The sequence below is a fragment of the Bradyrhizobium yuanmingense genome (genome assembly GCF_029167105.1).
GTDB classification, from domain to species: domain Bacteria; phylum Pseudomonadota; class Alphaproteobacteria; order Rhizobiales; family Xanthobacteraceae; genus Bradyrhizobium; species Bradyrhizobium yuanmingense_A.
The window spans coordinates 112,120-127,237 of the sequence record NZ_JARFML010000023.1 but is presented as its reverse complement, the minus strand read 5'-3'; the positions used below and the strand labels follow the sequence as shown (position 1 = coordinate 127,237).

The 15,118-nt window shown below is 65.2% G+C and carries 16 protein-coding genes; 9 read left to right on the top strand and 7 right to left on the bottom strand.

All coding sequences use genetic code 11. The annotated features are described in order from the left end of the window. The first annotated feature begins 25 nt into the window (after nt 1–25). Nucleotides 26–493 (top strand): PH domain-containing protein, encoded by a 468-nt coding sequence (locus P0R31_RS27085; RefSeq protein ID WP_157285742.1) that lies wholly within the window; start codon nt 26–28, stop codon nt 491–493. Between the two features lie 14 nt (nt 494–507). Beyond that, nucleotides 508–1,275: a bifunctional 2-polyprenyl-6-hydroxyphenol methylase/3-demethylubiquinol 3-O-methyltransferase UbiG gene (gene ubiG / locus P0R31_RS27080; RefSeq protein WP_275517429.1), complete on the top strand. Its 768-nt coding sequence runs from the start codon at nt 508–510 to the stop codon at nt 1,273–1,275. A gap of 101 nt (nt 1,276–1,376) precedes the next feature. On the opposite strand, the gene P0R31_RS27075 is transcribed toward ubiG, so the two are convergent. Then, complete coding sequence (locus P0R31_RS27075; RefSeq protein ID WP_275517427.1) at nt 1,377–1,757, bottom strand: nuclear transport factor 2 family protein; 381 nt, start codon at nt 1,755–1,757, stop codon at nt 1,377–1,379. Between the two features lie 38 nt (nt 1,758–1,795). Then, nucleotides 1,796–2,404: an NADPH-dependent F420 reductase gene (locus P0R31_RS27070; RefSeq protein WP_275517434.1), complete on the bottom strand. Its 609-nt coding sequence runs from the start codon at nt 2,402–2,404 to the stop codon at nt 1,796–1,798. Between the two features lie 119 nt (nt 2,405–2,523). Here P0R31_RS27070 and P0R31_RS27065 point away from each other — a divergent pair, with 119 nt between their 5' ends. Beyond that, nucleotides 2,524–3,453 (top strand): LysR family transcriptional regulator, encoded by a 930-nt coding sequence (locus P0R31_RS27065; RefSeq protein ID WP_275517426.1) that lies wholly within the window; start codon nt 2,524–2,526, stop codon nt 3,451–3,453. 117 nt (nt 3,454–3,570) lie between these two features. On the opposite strand, the gene P0R31_RS27060 is transcribed toward P0R31_RS27065, so the two are convergent. Then, nucleotides 3,571–4,800: a citrate synthase family protein gene (locus tag P0R31_RS27060; protein ID WP_275517425.1), complete on the bottom strand. Its 1,230-nt coding sequence runs from the start codon at nt 4,798–4,800 to the stop codon at nt 3,571–3,573. 75 nt (nt 4,801–4,875) lie between these two features. Here P0R31_RS27060 and P0R31_RS27055 point away from each other — a divergent pair, with 75 nt between their 5' ends. Then, complete coding sequence (locus tag P0R31_RS27055; protein WP_275517422.1) at nt 4,876–5,970, top strand: citrate synthase/methylcitrate synthase; 1,095 nt, start codon at nt 4,876–4,878, stop codon at nt 5,968–5,970. A 188-nt stretch (nt 5,971–6,158) separates the two neighbouring features. On the opposite strand, the gene P0R31_RS27050 is transcribed toward P0R31_RS27055, so the two are convergent. Continuing rightward, complete coding sequence (locus tag P0R31_RS27050; protein ID WP_275517421.1) at nt 6,159–6,788, bottom strand: J domain-containing protein; 630 nt, start codon at nt 6,786–6,788, stop codon at nt 6,159–6,161. Between the two features lie 118 nt (nt 6,789–6,906). On the opposite strand from P0R31_RS27050, the gene P0R31_RS27045 reads away from it, so the two are divergent. Continuing rightward, a complete protein-coding gene (locus P0R31_RS27045) occupies nt 6,907–7,185 on the top strand; it encodes a BolA family protein (protein WP_275517420.1) in 279 nt (92 codons plus the stop codon). Here P0R31_RS27045 and P0R31_RS27040 read toward each other — a convergent pair. The 3 genes from P0R31_RS27040 to P0R31_RS27030 form a co-directional block, all read right to left on the bottom strand. Continuing rightward, the gene (locus P0R31_RS27040) at nt 7,182–8,534 is read right to left on the bottom strand and encodes a hemolysin family protein (RefSeq protein ID WP_275517418.1); all 1,353 of its coding nucleotides are present in this window, start codon (nt 8,532–8,534) and stop codon (nt 7,182–7,184) included. The two genes, P0R31_RS27045 and P0R31_RS27040, sit on opposite strands and share 4 nt — an antisense overlap. Nucleotides 8,535–8,601: 67 nt before the next feature. Then, on the bottom strand, nt 8,602–9,744 hold the full coding sequence (aroB, locus tag P0R31_RS27035) for a 3-dehydroquinate synthase (RefSeq protein ID WP_275517417.1): 1,143 nt from the start codon (nt 9,742–9,744) through the stop codon (nt 8,602–8,604). Further along, nucleotides 9,741–10,367, bottom strand: a complete 627-nt coding sequence (locus P0R31_RS27030; protein WP_275517415.1) for a shikimate kinase — start codon at nt 10,365–10,367, stop codon at nt 9,741–9,743. The genes aroB and P0R31_RS27030 overlap by 4 nt, the downstream gene beginning before the upstream one ends. Before the next feature lie 174 nt (nt 10,368–10,541). Here P0R31_RS27030 and P0R31_RS27025 point away from each other — a divergent pair, with 174 nt between their 5' ends. From P0R31_RS27025 to P0R31_RS27010, 4 genes are all read left to right on the top strand, one after another. Further along, complete coding sequence (locus P0R31_RS27025) at nt 10,542–10,688, top strand: histidine kinase (protein ID WP_275517413.1); 147 nt, start codon at nt 10,542–10,544, stop codon at nt 10,686–10,688. Nucleotides 10,689–10,705: 17 nt separating this feature from the next. After that, complete coding sequence (xerD, locus tag P0R31_RS27020) at nt 10,706–11,662, top strand: site-specific tyrosine recombinase XerD (RefSeq protein WP_275517412.1); 957 nt, start codon at nt 10,706–10,708, stop codon at nt 11,660–11,662. Between the two features lie 215 nt (nt 11,663–11,877). After that, a complete protein-coding gene (locus P0R31_RS27015) occupies nt 11,878–12,840 on the top strand; it encodes an acetyl-CoA carboxylase carboxyltransferase subunit alpha (RefSeq protein ID WP_036042616.1) in 963 nt (320 codons plus the stop codon). Nucleotides 12,841–13,305: 465 nt separating this feature from the next. Further along, complete coding sequence (locus tag P0R31_RS27010) at nt 13,306–14,880, top strand: murein L,D-transpeptidase (protein WP_275517411.1); 1,575 nt, start codon at nt 13,306–13,308, stop codon at nt 14,878–14,880. The last annotated feature ends 238 nt before the right edge of the window (nt 14,881–15,118 follow it).

Here is a 15,118-nt window from a genome sequence, read left to right as displayed (position 1 = left end):
GCGGGGTAGTGAGTTAAGCTAGATCATGGCGCGTTACATCGACGAGATCCTGCAGCCCGGCGAGCGAGTGCTGTATTCGACCAATGCGCATTGGATCTTCTACTTTCCGGCCATCGTGGCCTGGATCGTGGCGCTCGCCCTGCTCGTCCTGTCGCAGCAGGCGATGGTCGACTGGCTCGTTCTGCTTTGCCTTGGCGCGGCAGGTCTCGTGGCGCTGGCGGCCCTGTATTGGACCGTGAAGGGCTGGTTCCATCGCTTCACCACCGAGACCGACGTCACCAACCTCAGGGTGGTGCACAAGACCGGGTTCATCCAGCGCCGCACCTTCGAGATGCCGCTGGACAAGGTCGAGAGCGTCGATGTCAACCAGACAATTCTTGGACGTATTCTCAACTACGGCGATGTGACCATCAACGGAGTCGGCGAAGGTCGCGAAACCATCCGGACGATTGCCTCGCCGCTCGCCTTCCGTAGTTCGATCACCACGCGGTAGGACCGCGCCCAACCATGAGCATGCAGCAAAATATTTCTCTTTCCGCCCAGCCCGGCTCGAGCGTCGACGCCGCCGAGATCGCGAAATTCTCGAAACTCTCGGCGGAATGGTGGGATCCCAAGGGCAAGATGGCGCCGCTGCACCGGATCAACCCGCTGCGGCTCGGCTATATCCGCGACGCCGCCTGCCGCAAGTTCGAGCGCAACGTGCGCAGCCTCAATTGTCTCGGGTCCTTGCGCGTGCTCGACATCGGCTGCGGCGCCGGCCTGCTCTGCGAGCCGCTGTCGCGCCTCGGAGCGCAGGTCATCGGCATCGATCCCTCCGCGAGCAACATCGCCGCGGCGAAGCTGCATGCCGACAAGAGCCATCTGGCGATCGACTATCGCTGCACCACGGTGGAGGAGATCGATCCGCGCGAGCGCTTCGACATCGTGCTGGCAATGGAGGTGGTCGAGCACGTCATCGACGTCGGCATGTTCCTGAAGCGCTGCGCCGCGATGCTGAAGCCGAACGGCCTGATGGTGGTCTCGACGCTGAACCGCAACTGGAAGAGCTTTGCCCTCGCCATCGTCGGTGCCGAATACGTCCTGCGCTGGCTACCGCGCGGCACGCATGAGTGGAACAAGTTCGTCACGCCCGACGAGCTGACGAAATATCTGCTCGACAACCGTCTCGTCATCACCGAGCAGACCGGCGTCGTCTACTCGCCCTTCGCTGACAAATGGTCTCTGTCGTCCGATATGGACGTGAACTACATGGTGGTCGCGGAAGCGATGGTGTGAACTGCCCTGGGTGAGGTGCGAGCCGTCACTCCAGGAACGCTGTGCCTCTGCGTTCCCAGTGACGACGGCAGAGAGCGCAGAGATTACAGCCAGAGGCAACGCTATTCGGTGTTCTGCGAATTGAGCAGCACCCACAGCCGCGCGATCTTGCCGCCTTCGATTTGAACAACGTCTGCGCCTGTCACCACGACTGGACCATCCTTTGGGCCGGCGTGCCAAGCCAGATGCGCGAGCCCGTGGTGACCGACAGCCACGCCATCCGGCACGAAGCGGAACGTCGGCCCGAATTGCATCAGGAGATTCCCGGCGATGCGCGATATCTCGGCGCGCCCCCGGACGATGGCGGTCGGCTCGTACATGACGGGCTCTTCGACGAACAACTCGGCGATGGCGATCCGCCTCTTGTCCTCGTCCCGCTCGTTGAACACCCGCTCCAGATTTGAGCGAAGCAGGTGATCGAAATCAATATCTTCCGTTTTCATCGTGATCCCTTTCATCGTGTTGCCAAGTGGCTCGCACATCATCCGAACTTCACCAGGTTCAGCGCGGGAAGCGGACCGCCAGGAAACTGGGTCAACCTGGCCCCAATCGCGAGCGAGCCCAGATCGATGCCGAAAAATCCGAGCCGATCGATCAGAGCGCCGATCTCCGCTTTCGCGCCGGCATCGTCGCCCGCGTAGAAAAGCACGCGCTTGCCGCCCTCGCTCGCCGGGTCGGTTGCGAGGAGTTGCGCCAAAAGATGGTTGAACGCTTTCACCACCCGCGCACGGGGGACCAGATCGGCGAAAACTTCGGACGAGGCGCGACCGCCGAGTTCTGCCGGCTTGAACAGTGGCGCTTCGATCGGGTTGTTGGCGTCGATGACGATGCGCCCGCCGAATGGCGGCAGGCCGGCGAGCGCATCTGGCAGCTTCGACCAGTTGACGGCGACGAACACGATATCCTTGGCGGCGGCTTCCTCGCGGGTGCCCGCGGTCACGAGCGGACCGATCTCGGCGACGGTGGTCCTGAGGCTGTCCGGCCCTCGGCTGTTGGACAGGGTCACGGCGATGCCGTTGCGCGCCAGCACTTGTGCGATTGCGCGGCCGATATTGCCTGCGCCGATGATGCCGATGGTGGACATGGAAATGCTCCGGGCTGTTTGGGATCAGGCGAACTGATCGGTCGCTCAGAGATGATCGAAATATTGCCCTTTGATTAGCATGATATTGGTCGTAAGATTATCAACGTTCCTTTGAAAATGAGCCCATGGAAACGCTGGCCAACCTGGAAGCATTCGTTCGCAGCGCTGAGTGTGGCAGCTTTTCGGAGGCTGGCCGACGCCTTTTGCTGACTCCGGCAGCCGTCAGCCGCAACGTCGCCATGCTGGAGCGCAATCTCGGCGTCCGATTATTTCATCGTTCGACACGGAGGCTGACGCTCACCGAAGCCGGCGAGACGTTCCGCACAGCGATCACTGGCCACCTCGAAGGGCTGCAGGCAGCGATCGCCGGAACGTCCACCGGACGCGAGGAGCCGGCGGGCGTTCTCAAGATAAGCCTCCCGCCGACATTCGGCACAGCTCATATCCTGCCGCTGCTTCCCGGCTTCTTGGCCCGTTATCCGCAGGTCCGTCCTGAGTGGCACTTTGAAAATCGCCAAGTCGATCTGGTCGGTGAAGGCTACGACGCCGCGATCGGAGGCGGGTTTGAATTGTTGCCGGGACTTGTCAGCCGAACCCTTGCGCCGGCACACATCATCGCCGTTGCTTCTCCGGTCTACATGTCGGGTCGAACATTACCGACCACGCCGGACGAATTGGCCGCGTTGGATGGCATTGTCATGCGCTCGCTCCAGAGCGGGCGCATCCGGCACTGGTCGATGCGCGATGTTTCGGGGCGCGAAGTCCAAGCCCTCCTGTCTGAGGCGATCGTCGTCAACGACCCGGCTGCGATGCGCGAGGCGGCACTGCTGGGTCTGGGCGTTGCCATGCTCGCCACCGCCGACATTCTTCCCGCGCTCGAAGAGGGGTCGCTGCTACGCCTGGTGCCAAGATGGTACTGTGACGCCGGCGCGATCTCGATTTACTACGCGTCGCGCAAGTTTGTGCCCGCAAAGACGAGAGTCTTCGTGGACTGGGTCGCCGAGGCATTCAGGAGAAACAGGATCGCCGAGCGGTTCGCCGGAAGCCTAGGCTGAAGATCCGGAAAGTGATCTAGAGCATGATCCGGAAAAGTGTGAAGCGGTTTTCCGAAAAGATCATGCTCAAACAATAACCTAAAGCGCGATGACGATTCATCCTGATCGCATCGCGCTTTAGGCTCCGGATTTCGCAGCCCCCACCCTCTTTCCCGGCGTCGGGCCCACATATCTCGCGCGCGGCCTGATCAGCTTGCCGAATTGCAATTGCTCGCTGGCGTGCGCGATCCAGCCGACGCTGCGGGCCATCGCGAACAGCGCCAGCTCGCTGCCGGCGGGCAGGCGCAGTGCGTGGACCAGCACGGCGAGCGCGTAGTCGATATTGACGAACTCGCCGGTGGCTTCCGCGATCCGCTCTGGCACTTCCCTGGTGAATTTGCGCGGCGCGCCGGAGCGCGACAGCGCGTTCAGCAGCGATTGCGCGCGGGGGTCGCCGTGCTTGTAGACACCGTGGCCAAAGCCGGCAAAGCGTTCGCCGAGGGCGACGCGCTCGCGCACCATCGGCTCGACGTCGCGGTCGACCAGCGTCTTGACGAGCTGTGAGGCCAGGACGCCGGCGCCGCCATGCTTCGGCCCTTTCAATGCGGCGAGCCCGGCGATGACGGAGTCATAAAGGTTGAGGCCGGTCGAGGCCGCGCAGCGTGCGGTGAAGGTCGACGCGTTCAGCTCGTGATCGGCGAGCAGTACCAGCGCGCGGCGGATCAAATCGGGCGCGTGCTTGTTGTCTGCCGCCCAAGCGCGCGCGACCTGCTGATGCAGCGGCTCGGCCGAGGCTTCCGCATTGAGCATGGTCGCAACCAGCAGGCGGACGATGCGCGCGCCGACCATGGCGCGGCCATCCGGTGCCCGGGTGAAGGCGCGGGGATCGACGCTCGCGGCCAGTGCGAGCACGGCGATGGCGCGGTCGATCGGTGCCGCCCGGCGCGCGGCCTCCGCGATCAGGCGCATTTCCTCGGAGAGTTCCGGTTGATTGTCGGGGGCAAACGGATCGACGTCGGCGACATCCCACAGCAGCGTCGCGGTGTGCTCCAGCGTGTCATTCTCGGAAAGATCGACGCAATTGACGCCGCGATAGATCGCGCCCTCCTCGGTGATGGTCGAGATCTCCGTGTCCATCACCGGCAGATCGGCATCGAAGCTGCGCAGGCCGCGTGGCTCCGGCGACGGCACACGGCGCTCCTTCAGCGCACGAACATCCTCGGCGCGATAGCGGTTCTTTCGCGAGTCCGGCGTCGGCTCGGAGCGGATCAGGCCGCGGCTGACATAGGCGTAGAGGGTGGCCGGGGAGATCGCGAGCTCGGCGGCGGCTTCCCGGGCGGAGAGGTACAGCCCATTAGAATTTTTCATATTGATTTATGTAATCAAGATTGATCAATGTGTCGAGAGGCCTGACCTTGTTCTCCGTGAACAGGAGATTGGGCCATGAACATCCACCTCACCAAAAGCCAGATCGGGCTGGACGGCGTTCCCGCGGCCGAGACCGTGCTGAGCCATGTCGACGGCGAGCGCGGCGAGCTGATCATCGCTGGCGAGCACGTCGGACGGCTCGCTGCACTCTCGAGCTTCGAGGGCGTCACCGCCCGGCTCTGGAACGGCGCCAGCAAGACCACCCTCACCGAGGCCAATGTGCGCTCACACCTGGGCGTGGCGCGCGAGCGCGCCTTCGCGCGGCTGCCGGACCTGTTGCCGGCGACGCGCGGCATGGGCATCATCGACGGGTTTCGTGCCGCCGTCGCCGGACTTCGCGCCGAGCACGGGCTGGAGCACGAGGCGACGATCGTCGGCGCGTTTCCGGTGATCGCGGGCGCGCTGGTCCGGCGCGCCAAGGGGCTGGAGCCGGTCGCGCCCGATCCCGACGTGAGCCATGCCGCCGACACGCTGCGCATGCTGCACGGGCGTTCGCCTGCAACGCGCGAGATCACGGCATTGGACGCCTATCTCGTCACCGCCAGCGACCACGGCATGAACGCCTCCACCTTCGCCGCGCGCGTGGTGGCCTCGACGCAGGCCGATCTGTTCGCGGCCGTCACCGCCGGCTATTGCGCGCTGACCGGTCCGCTGCATGGCGGCGCGCCGGAGCCGGTGCTGGAAATGCTGGACGCGATCGGCTCGCGCGAGCGCATCCAGTCATGGGTGGATGCGGCGCTGGCGCGCGGCGAGCGCATGATGGGGTTCGGTCACCGTGTCTATCGCGTCCGCGATCCGCGCGCCGACGTGCTCAAGACCGCGGTCGAGGCGCTTGCTTCCAATGGCACAGATCTGCCGTTTGCCGGCGAGGTCGAGGCCTATATCCGCAGCGCCTTGCGCAGGAAGAATCCGGAGCGGCCGTTGGAGACGAACGTCGAGTTCTTCACCGCGATTCTGCTCGATTCCCTGGCGATTCCGCGGCAGGCATTCACGCCGATCTTCGCGGTCGCGCGCGCCGCAGGCTGGACCGCGCACGCCCGCGAGCAGCAGCGGACGGGGCGGCTGATCCGGCCGAGCTCGTCATATGTCGGGGCGATGCCGGAAGCCTAGGGAATGCGGAGCGCTCTTCCCCTCTCCCCCTTTGTGGGAGAGGGTGGCTCGCCGCCTAGCGGCGAGACGGGTGAGGGGTTCTCTCGGCGAGCACCCTCTTACATTGGAATCTGCGGAAGCAACCCCTCATCCGGCGCTCCGCGCCACCTTCTCCCACAAGGGAAGAAGGAAGAAAGCCCGAGGCCGCCTTACGCCTCGCGCACGACCGTCTTCAGATAATTGTACGCCTTGATGATCTCGATCAGGCGGTCCTCGGTCGAGCGATCGCCGCCGTTGGCATCGGGGTGGTGCTGCTTCACCAGCGCCTTGTACTTGGTCTTGACGTCGGCAAGCGTCGCGCTGGGGCCGAGGCCCATGACCTGAAGCGCCTTGCGCTCGGCGTTCATCACCTTGCGCGTCTCGGCCTTGGGCGCAGCTTCAGGGCCCTTGCGCCAGCTGGCGCGGCCGTTGATCTCGGAGAACATGCTGAAAGGATCGGACGCCATGTCGATCTCTTCCGCGCCCTTCTTGCCGCCATTGGCGCCCATCTTCCAGGTCGGACGGTGACCGGTCAGCGCATCCTTCTGGTAGCGTGCAACGGCATCGGCATTCATGCCGGAAAAGAAATTGTAGTTCTGGTTGTACTCGCGCACGTGGTCGAGGCAGAAGTGCCAGTACTCGCGCTGGTTCTCGCGGCCCTTCGGCGCCCGGTGCGAGCCCTTGTTGGCGCAGCCCGCCCATTCGCAATTGACCGCGGTGTCGCGCGGCTTCACTTCCGGCTGCTTGCCCCGCGGCTTCACGCGGATTGAGTCGAAGAATTTTGATGAATCGATCGGCATGGCTGACTTTGACTACGCAATGCAAAAACCTTCAAGTCTTGACATTGCAATTCGCTAAGCACCCGGTCGCGACGAGCTTGGACGTCCGGGTATTGACGGGATGCGAGCGCGCACCTTAATGGCACACATGGCTATGAAAGACACTATCAGCAACAAGTTGCAGGAAGCTTTCACGCCGGAAAGCCTGCAAGTCGTCGACGAGTCACATTTGCATGAGGGCCATTCCGGTCACCGGCCGGGCGGCGAGACGCACTTCCGGGTGTATATCGTGTCTGCCGCCTTCAAAGGGAAGAGCCGGGTCGACCGTCATCGCATGATAAATTCGGCGCTCGCCGCGGAACTTGCCGGCAGCGTGCACGCGCTGGCGATCAATGCGCAGGCGCCGGGGGAAGGTTAGAACGACGTTCCGGCCCGTCTCGGCTTTGCCGCTTCCAGCTCGGCCTCGCGCGTCACCGGTGAAATACGGAGCGCGGTGATGCGGTTGCGCTCGCGGCGGAGGACGCGGAAGCGGAAACCGTGGAAAGTGAAGCTCTGGCCGCGGTCGGGGATCGAGCGCGCCTCGTGAATGACGAGACCGGCGACCGTGGTTGCCTCTTCATCGGGCAGGTGCCAGTCCATGGCGCGGTTGAGATCGCGGATCGGCACCGACCCGTCGACCACGACGGAGCCGTCCGGCTGACGGCGCACGCCGGCCACCACCACGTCATGCTCGTCGGAGATGTCGCCGACGATCTCCTCCAGAATGTCTTCCAGCGTCACGAGGCCTTCGACCTCACCATACTCGTCGACGACGAGTGCGAAATGGGTCTTGCGGCGGCGGAACGCCTTGAGCTGCTGGGATATCGGCCGCATCTCCGGCACGAACCAGGGCGGCAGCATGATGGTGGTGACGTCGATGCGCGACGTGTCGCCCTCCGATGCGCGGATCGCGCGCAACAGATCCTTGGCGTGAAGAATGCCGATGATGTTCTCCGACTTGTCCCGCCACAGCGGAATGCGGGTGTATTCGGTGGCCAGCACCTCCCGCACCAGCTCCTCCGGCGGCAGGTCGGCGTTGATCATCACCATGGCCGTGCGGTGGACCATCACGTCAGACACCGTCAGCTCGCCGAGACGGAAGACGTTGTGAATGTACTCGGCCTCGCCGCTCTCGATCTTGCCGTGCACGGCCGATTCCTCAACCAGGCCCTCGATCTCCGAATCCGTCAGGATTTCGTGTTGCGAGAACTCCTGCACCCCCATCAGGCGCAGGATCGCGCCCGACGCCGTGTTGAGACACCAGCTCAGCGGATAGAACACGAGGTAGGAAAAATGCAGCGGATACGCAATCCACTGCGACACCGGCATCGGCTCCCGGATCGCAAGCGTCTTCGGCACCTGCTCGCCGATGACGATGTGCAGCGAAGAGAAGACCAGGAAACCCGCCACGAACGAGGTGAAGTGCAGCGTGGCCTCCGACATTCCGAGCGGGCTGAGGACGGGGCTCAGCAGCGCAGACACGGTCGGCTCACCGATCCAGCCAAGACCGAGCGAGGCCATGGTGATGCCGAGCTGGCAGCAGGCGAGATAGGATTCGATGTTTATCATCATCGTCTGCAGCAGGCGCGCGCCGAAGCGGTTCTGCTCGACCATGGCCTTGACGCGGAAGCCGCGGCTCTTCACCAGCGCGAATTCCGCCGCCACGTAAAACGCGTTGGCGGCGAGCAGGAGGGCCGCAAGCAGCAGATTGATCGAGATCGAACTCATGTTTGCCTCGCGACCGCCCCGGCATTCCCCGCCGTTTCGCGGGCGGCCGATCTGAACGGTCCCGTCATCACTGTGCGAGCTTCTCTTTCAGGAAGTCGCGCACCGGCGCCGGCTCGACGTCCTTTGCGATCACCGCGCGGCCCACGGCCTCCAGCAGGATGAAGGTGAGCTTGCCGCGCTTGACCTTCTTGTCCTGCGCCATCAACGCCATCAGCGCGTCGGCATCGGCAAGCCCTTCCTGCGCAAAGCCCGCGATGTCCTGCAGGCGCGTCGGCAGGCCTGCGTCGATCAGATGGCGCTCGACGCGTGCCGCATCGGCCTCGCCGATCATGCCGAGCTTCACGGAGAACTGCGCCGCCAGCGTCATGCCGATGGCGACGCCCTCGCCGTGGAACAGGCGGTCGGAGAAGCCGGTCACAGCCTCCAGCGCGTGGCCGAAGGTGTGGCCGAGATTGAGCAGCGCGCGCTCGCCGGTCTCGCGCTCGTCGCGCGCGACGATTGCGGCCTTGGCCCGGCAGGAGGTCGCGACCGCATGCTCGCGGGCCGATCCGCCCTTGACGATGTCGGCATGGTTTTTCTCCAGCCAGCTGAAGAAGGCCTCGTCGCCCAGCACGCCGTATTTGGCGACCTCGGCATAGCCGGCCCGGAACTGGCGCGGCGACAGCGTGTCGAGCACGGCGGTGTCGGCGATGACGAGCGCCGGCTGGTGGAAGGCCCCGAGCAAATTCTTGCCCTGCGGCGAGTTGATGCCGGTCTTGCCGCCGACGGATGAATCGACCTGCGCGAGCAGCGAGGTCGGCACCTGCACGAAATCGACGCCGCGGCGCAGGATGGCCGCGGCAAAGCCGGCGAGATCGCCGACCACGCCGCCGCCGAGCGCGACGACGAGATCGTTGCGCTCGATCCGAGCGGCGATCAGGGCCTCGCTGACCTTTTCGAGGCCGGCATAGGTCTTCGAGATCTCGCCTTCCTCGACCACGATGCGCGAGGTCGGAATGCCGGCGGCCGCGAGCGACGCCTCAGTGGGCTCGAGCCAGTATTTCGCGACGGTGCGGTCGGTCACGATGGCCGTGCGCACGCCGGGTCGCAGAGCGGCGACACGCTCGCCGAGCGAGGCCAGCATGCCGCGGCCGATGACGATGTCATAGGCGCGGTCGCCGAGTGCGACGTCGACCTTGACGGGATCGGAATGTTTCAACGGCGCGGTCATCTTGACGCACTCGCAATGTCGGCAGGCGGTTGGGCTGGCTGTCCGCCGCAGAGACGGGCGTGCAGCGCCTCGATGCATTCCTCGACGATTCTGTCGTGCGGCACGTCGCGCGAGGCGATGGTGAGGTCGGCATTGGCATAGATCGGCTCGCGCTGGGCGAGAAGGCGCGTCACGGTTCCTTCGGGATCGACGGTCTGCAGCAGCGGACGGTCGGCACGGCGCCGCACGCGGCGCATGATGACGTCATGGTCCGCCCTCAGCCAGATCGAGATGGCCTTCGCCGCGATGCGCGCGCGCGTCTCCTCGCGCATAAAAGCGCCGCCACCGGTCGCCAGCACGATCGGCCCGCCCTCGAGCAGCCGCGCGATCACACGGGCCTCGCCGTCGCGGAAATAGGGCTCGCCATGGGTCGCAAAGATCTCCGGGATGGTCATGCCGGCGTGGGCCACCTCGATTTCGGTGTCGGCATCGGTGAAGGGCAGCTTGAGCCGGGCCGCGAGGCGCCGGCCGATGGTGGATTTGCCCACCCCCATCATGCCGACGAGCACGATCGAGCGCGCCCCGAGCGCCGACAGGATGTCGGCCTCGGGCGAAGCAGGAAGCGGCAACGCGGCGTCGGACATCGTCTCGCTCGACTGGATCTCGCTCGAACTGCCGCCAGATGCGGCATGGCTTTGGCCACCTATACGACCCCATGGGGGCCCTCGCCAGAGGACTCTTGCCACGAAACGGCGAACATGTTGGATGATTTCATTGGTTAATTTGGCTGCCGCGCCCCTACCCGAGACTCCAGAACGATGCCGAGCCTGTTCCGCTTCCTGACGGTCGTCGCCGTGATCGCCGGCATCGTCTATGGCGTGCTCTTCGCGCTGGCGAACTTCGTCAATCCGAAGCCGCGGGAGATGACGGTGACGATCCCGCCGGACAAATTTCTCAAGAAATAGGAGCTAGCCTCCCGGGCATGCCCGCCAAACCCTCAGACGCCAAGCTCATCGGCCTGTTCCTCGACATGCTCGCCGCGGAACAGGGCGCCGGCCCCAACACGCTCGATGCCTACCGCCGCGACCTCAGCGATTTCTCGGAATTTCTGGGCCGCGTCGGCCATACATTCGTGGATGCCGAGACCCAGACGCTGCGCGACTATCTCGCCGATCTCGACACCCGCGGCTTCAAATCCACCAGTGTGGCCCGCCGCCTGTCGGCGATCCGGCACCTCTACCGTTTCCTGCTGAACGAGCGTATCCGCGGCGACGATCCCGCCGCGATCCTGTCAGGCCCGAAGCGCGGCCGCGGCCTGCCGAAAGTGCTGTCGATCGCGGACGTCGACCGCATGCTCCGCCGCGCCAGGGAATTGAGCGAGGCGGAAGACGCCTCGCCCTCGAAACGGCTGCGTGCCTTGCGGCTCTATTGCCTGCTCGAGGTGCTCTACGCCACGGGCCTGCGCGTCTCCGAGCTGGTGGCGCTGCCGCGCTCGGCGGCCAAGCGCGACGCCCGCATGATCGTGGTGCGCGGCAAGGGCAACAAGGAAAGGCTGGTGCCGCTCAACGACGCCTCGCGGCAGGCCATGGCGGATTATCTCGCCGCGACGGACGCGGCAAAGGCCGACAGGAAGAACGGCGTGGCCGCCTCGAAATGGCTGTTCCCCTCGTTCGGCGAGAGCGGTCATCTGACGCGCCAGCATTTTGCCCGCGACCTCAAGGAGCTCGCGGCTGCGTCCGGCTTGCAGGCCCGGCTGGTCTCCCCGCACGTGCTGCGCCACGCCTTTGCCAGCCATCTGCTGCACAACGGCGCGGACCTGCGCATCGTGCAGACCCTGCTCGGTCACACCGACATCTCGACGACCCAGATCTATACCCATGTGGTCGAGGAGCGGCTGAAGAGCCTGGTGCGCGACCTGCACCCGCTGGCGGAGAAGTAGCGATAGCTGAGGGGTCTCGTGCCGGGACACGAGAGCCGCGACGGCCCATGAAACCGCCTTGACTTCGGCCACATCTCCGCGGAAAGAGCCGGGGCCTTACGACTGATTTGGCCGGCCGCCACGAGCGCACAAGCCAAACCATTGAAGACGCTACACTTCTTTCCGCGACCCCAACTCGCTTCGCTTCTAAAGCCCCGTCCCCCTATATTGAATTGATGCAAGACCAGATGCGCAGCTACCTCGACTTCGAAAAGCCCGTCGCCGAGCTCGACTCCAAGGTCGATGAATTGCGCGCGCTCGCCGCCACCGGCACCGACATCAGCGATGAGGTCGGGCGGATCGAGGACAAGGCGGCGCAGGCGCTGGCCGACCTCTATGCGAACCTGACGCCCTGGCAGAAGACGCTTGTGGCGCGGCATCCGCAGCGGCCGCATTTCAACGACTTCATCAAGGGCCTGATCACCGAATTCACCCCGCTGGCCGGCGACCGCAAGTTCGGCGAGGACGAGGCGCTGGTCGCCGGCTTCGGCCGCTTCCGCGGTGAGCCGATCTGCGTGATGGGCCAGGAAAAGGGCGATTCCACCGAGAGCCGCATCCGGCACAATTTCGGCATGGCGCGGCCGGAAGGCTATCGCAAATGCGTGCGGCTGATGGAGATGGCCGAGCGGTTCGGCCTGCCGGTGCTGTCGCTCGCCGATTCCGCAGGCGCCTATCCCGGCATCGGCGCCGAGGAGCGGGGACAAGCCGAGGCGATCGCGCGCTCGACCGATGCGTGCCTGGCGCTGACCGTGCCCAATGTCGCGATCATCACCGGCGAGGGCATGTCGGGCGGCGCCATCGCCATCACCACGGCCAACAAGGTCTTGATGCTCGAGCACGCGATCTACAGCGTGATATCGCCGGAGGCGGCGTCCTCCATCCTCTGGCGCGACGGCACCAAGGCGCAGGAAGCCGCCAACAACATGAAGATCACCGCCCAGGACATGCTCCGCTTCGGCGTCATCGACGCCATCCTGAAGGAGCCGGTCGGCGGCGCCCACCGCGACCCCGCCGCCATGATCGCCACCACCGGCGAGGCCATCGCCAAGGCCTTCGACGAGCTCCGGAACTTCGACGGGGATGCCATCCGCAAGCAGCGGCGGCAGAAATTCCTCGATATAGGCCGGAAACTGGGCTGATTGGGGCGAGTTTGGCGCCGCGAAGGGCGGTGCGCTCCCTCCCCGCCTGCGGGGGAGGGTTGGGGAGAGGGTCTCTCCTCTCGCGACACTCCCAATGCGGCGCGAGCCCCCTCCCGGCCTCCCCCGCAAGCGGGGGAGGTGAAGAGCCCCCGGTAACCCCGCCTTAACCCTTTTTTTGCCCAAATCGGCGATCTGAGTCCGGATCGGCCCGAAAGCCCAAGTTCCGTCCCAAGTCGCGTCCATTTAGTCTTCGTTGACCATGCCACTGGGCCAACGCCCTCGTGATCCCCGCTCGGGTTGCGACCACATGACCCAGAGGTTAGAATTTTAATCAATGGCTTCAGGGCATAAGCGCTGGAGCGGGGTCTGACCGGGCCCGTCTCGGCGGGTCGGTTTTCCGGTCGGATTGCGCTTCGGAAGAATTGGGGTTCGCGCTTCAATGCCCGGCACGGTGTGGGGTCCATCTTGATTTCTCGTTCGCTTGCTCGCGCGCTCTTGGTCTCGGTTGCGCTGATGACGGCCGGCGGTCTGCTCGCCGGCTGCAACACCGATCAGGTCTCGCTCGCGACCAACGCCAAGGCCAATCAGCCGGTGCCGCCGAAGCTGATCGCCGCGATGGCCGAGAAGGACATGGACCTGCAATCGCCGATCCTGGTCCGCCTGTTCAAGCAGGAGGCCGAGCTCGAGGTCTGGAAGCAGACCCGCTCTGGCCAGTTCGCGCTGCTCAAGACCTATCCAATCTGCCGCTGGTCGGGCGATCTCGGCCCCAAGGTGCGCGAAGGCGACCGCCAGGCGCCGGAAGGATTCTACTCGATCAATCCGAGCCAGATGAATCCGCAATCGTCGTATTACCTCTCGTTTAACACCGGCTACCCGAACGCGTTCGACAAGGCGCTGGGCCGCACCGGCTCGCAGCTGATGGTGCACGGCGACTGTTCGTCGCGCGGCTGCTACGCGATGACGGACGAGCAGATCGCGGAGATCTATTCGCTCGGCCGCGAGTCCTTCTTCGGCGGCCAGAAGGCGTTCCAGCTGCAGGCCTATCCGTTCAAGATGACGCCGGTGAACATGGCCAGGCACCGGAACAATCCGAACATGCCGTTCTGGAAGATGATCAAGGAAGGCTATGATCATTTCGAGGTGACGCGGCAGGAGCCGAAGGTCGATTTCTGCGAGAAAAAGTACGTCTTCGATGCCGCCAAGCCCGCCGACGCCAAGCGCGATCCGGTGTTCGACGCCTCCGCCAAGTGCCCGGCCTATGTGATCCCCGAGGAGATCGCCAGCGCCGTGCGCGAGAAGCAGGCCAAGGACGAAAGCGAATACGCAAGGCTCGTCGCCAAGGGCACGCCGGTGGCGCGGATGAACACCGGCATCGACGGCGGCATGCACAAGGTGTTCGCCGCCAAGATTCCGGAGGGCTCCACGGGCCTGTCCGAGAGCGCCGAAGGCACCACGCTGCAGATGTTGGCCATGGCGAAGGCGCCGGGCACAATCCCCGGCCACGTCAACCCGCCCAAGCCGAACCTCGACGCGGTGGCAAGCGCGCCGGCGCCGCGGGAAGAGCCGGTGGTTGCCGTCAGTGCGCCCGCCGCCAACACCCGCGTCGCCTCGGCACAGCCTGCCGAGAAGTCTCAAGAGAAATCCGGCGGCTTCTTCTCCAACCTCGGCCGCAAGATGGGATTCGGCGCCGACACCACGGCGACCACCACGCCGGCGCCGCAGGCCACCGCCTCCGTGCCCCCGGCCGCCCAGACGTCCACGACGCCGGCCACGGCCGCCTCGCGACTCAAGGCCGCCGTGACCCGCTTCGTGCCGGGGAGTGACAAGACCAAGGAGGCGGCGAAGGAGACGCCGAAGCCGGCCGCTGTCGCCGCCAAGCCGGCCGAGCCGCCGAAGCCCGACACCCGCCTCGCCGCGACGCGTCCGGCGCTGAAGCCGTCGGTGAGCGACGGCGCGGGTGACAATACCCCGATGATGTCCGGCGCCGCGCCGGTGGTGCAGTCGAACTCGTTCGACAGCCGGTTCTCGGCGGTGAAGTAGGCGGGTCCCTTCGGATAGCAATAATTCGCTTTACCCGAACACCCAAAACACCCTATCTTCCACGCCATCTCATCCCTCCGGAAGGGGCGGGTCGCGATCGTCACGGTTCGTGGGATGGGTTGCGGTGGACGCGGGCGGCGTTGGCGCCAGATGCGGTCGCAGGGCGGGTAGTCCCCGTGAGCGATCAGCGGGCGCGGTACGACAGGCGCTGCCATACCTTGCGAAGCCGAGGGGCAAA

Coding starts and splice junctions, on each gene's coding strand:
- P0R31_RS27085 (WP_157285742.1), top strand. CDS start 26: ATGGCGCGTTACATCGACGAGATCCTGCAGCCCGGCGAGCGAGTGCTG.
- ubiG (WP_275517429.1), top strand. CDS start 508: ATGAGCATGCAGCAAAATATTTCTCTTTCCGCCCAGCCCGGCTCGAGC.
- P0R31_RS27075 (WP_275517427.1), bottom strand. CDS start 1,757: ATGAAAACGGAAGATATTGATTTCGATCACCTGCTTCGCTCAAATCTG.
- P0R31_RS27065 (WP_275517426.1), top strand. CDS start 2,524: ATGGAAACGCTGGCCAACCTGGAAGCATTCGTTCGCAGCGCTGAGTGT.
- P0R31_RS27060 (WP_275517425.1), bottom strand. CDS start 4,800: ATGAAAAATTCTAATGGGCTGTACCTCTCCGCCCGGGAAGCCGCCGCC.
- P0R31_RS27055 (WP_275517422.1), top strand. CDS start 4,876: ATGAACATCCACCTCACCAAAAGCCAGATCGGGCTGGACGGCGTTCCC.
- P0R31_RS27050 (WP_275517421.1), bottom strand. CDS start 6,788: ATGCCGATCGATTCATCAAAATTCTTCGACTCAATCCGCGTGAAGCCG.
- P0R31_RS27045 (WP_275517420.1), top strand. CDS start 6,907: ATGGCACACATGGCTATGAAAGACACTATCAGCAACAAGTTGCAGGAA.
- P0R31_RS27040 (WP_275517418.1), bottom strand. CDS start 8,534: ATGAGTTCGATCTCGATCAATCTGCTGCTTGCGGCCCTCCTGCTCGCC.
- aroB (WP_275517417.1), bottom strand. CDS start 9,744: ATGACCGCGCCGTTGAAACATTCCGATCCCGTCAAGGTCGACGTCGCA.
- P0R31_RS27030 (WP_275517415.1), bottom strand. CDS start 10,367: ATGTCCGACGCCGCGTTGCCGCTTCCTGCTTCGCCCGAGGCCGACATC.
- P0R31_RS27025 (WP_275517413.1), top strand. CDS start 10,542: ATGCCGAGCCTGTTCCGCTTCCTGACGGTCGTCGCCGTGATCGCCGGC.
- xerD (WP_275517412.1), top strand. CDS start 10,706: ATGCCCGCCAAACCCTCAGACGCCAAGCTCATCGGCCTGTTCCTCGAC.
- P0R31_RS27015 (WP_036042616.1), top strand. CDS start 11,878: ATGCAAGACCAGATGCGCAGCTACCTCGACTTCGAAAAGCCCGTCGCC.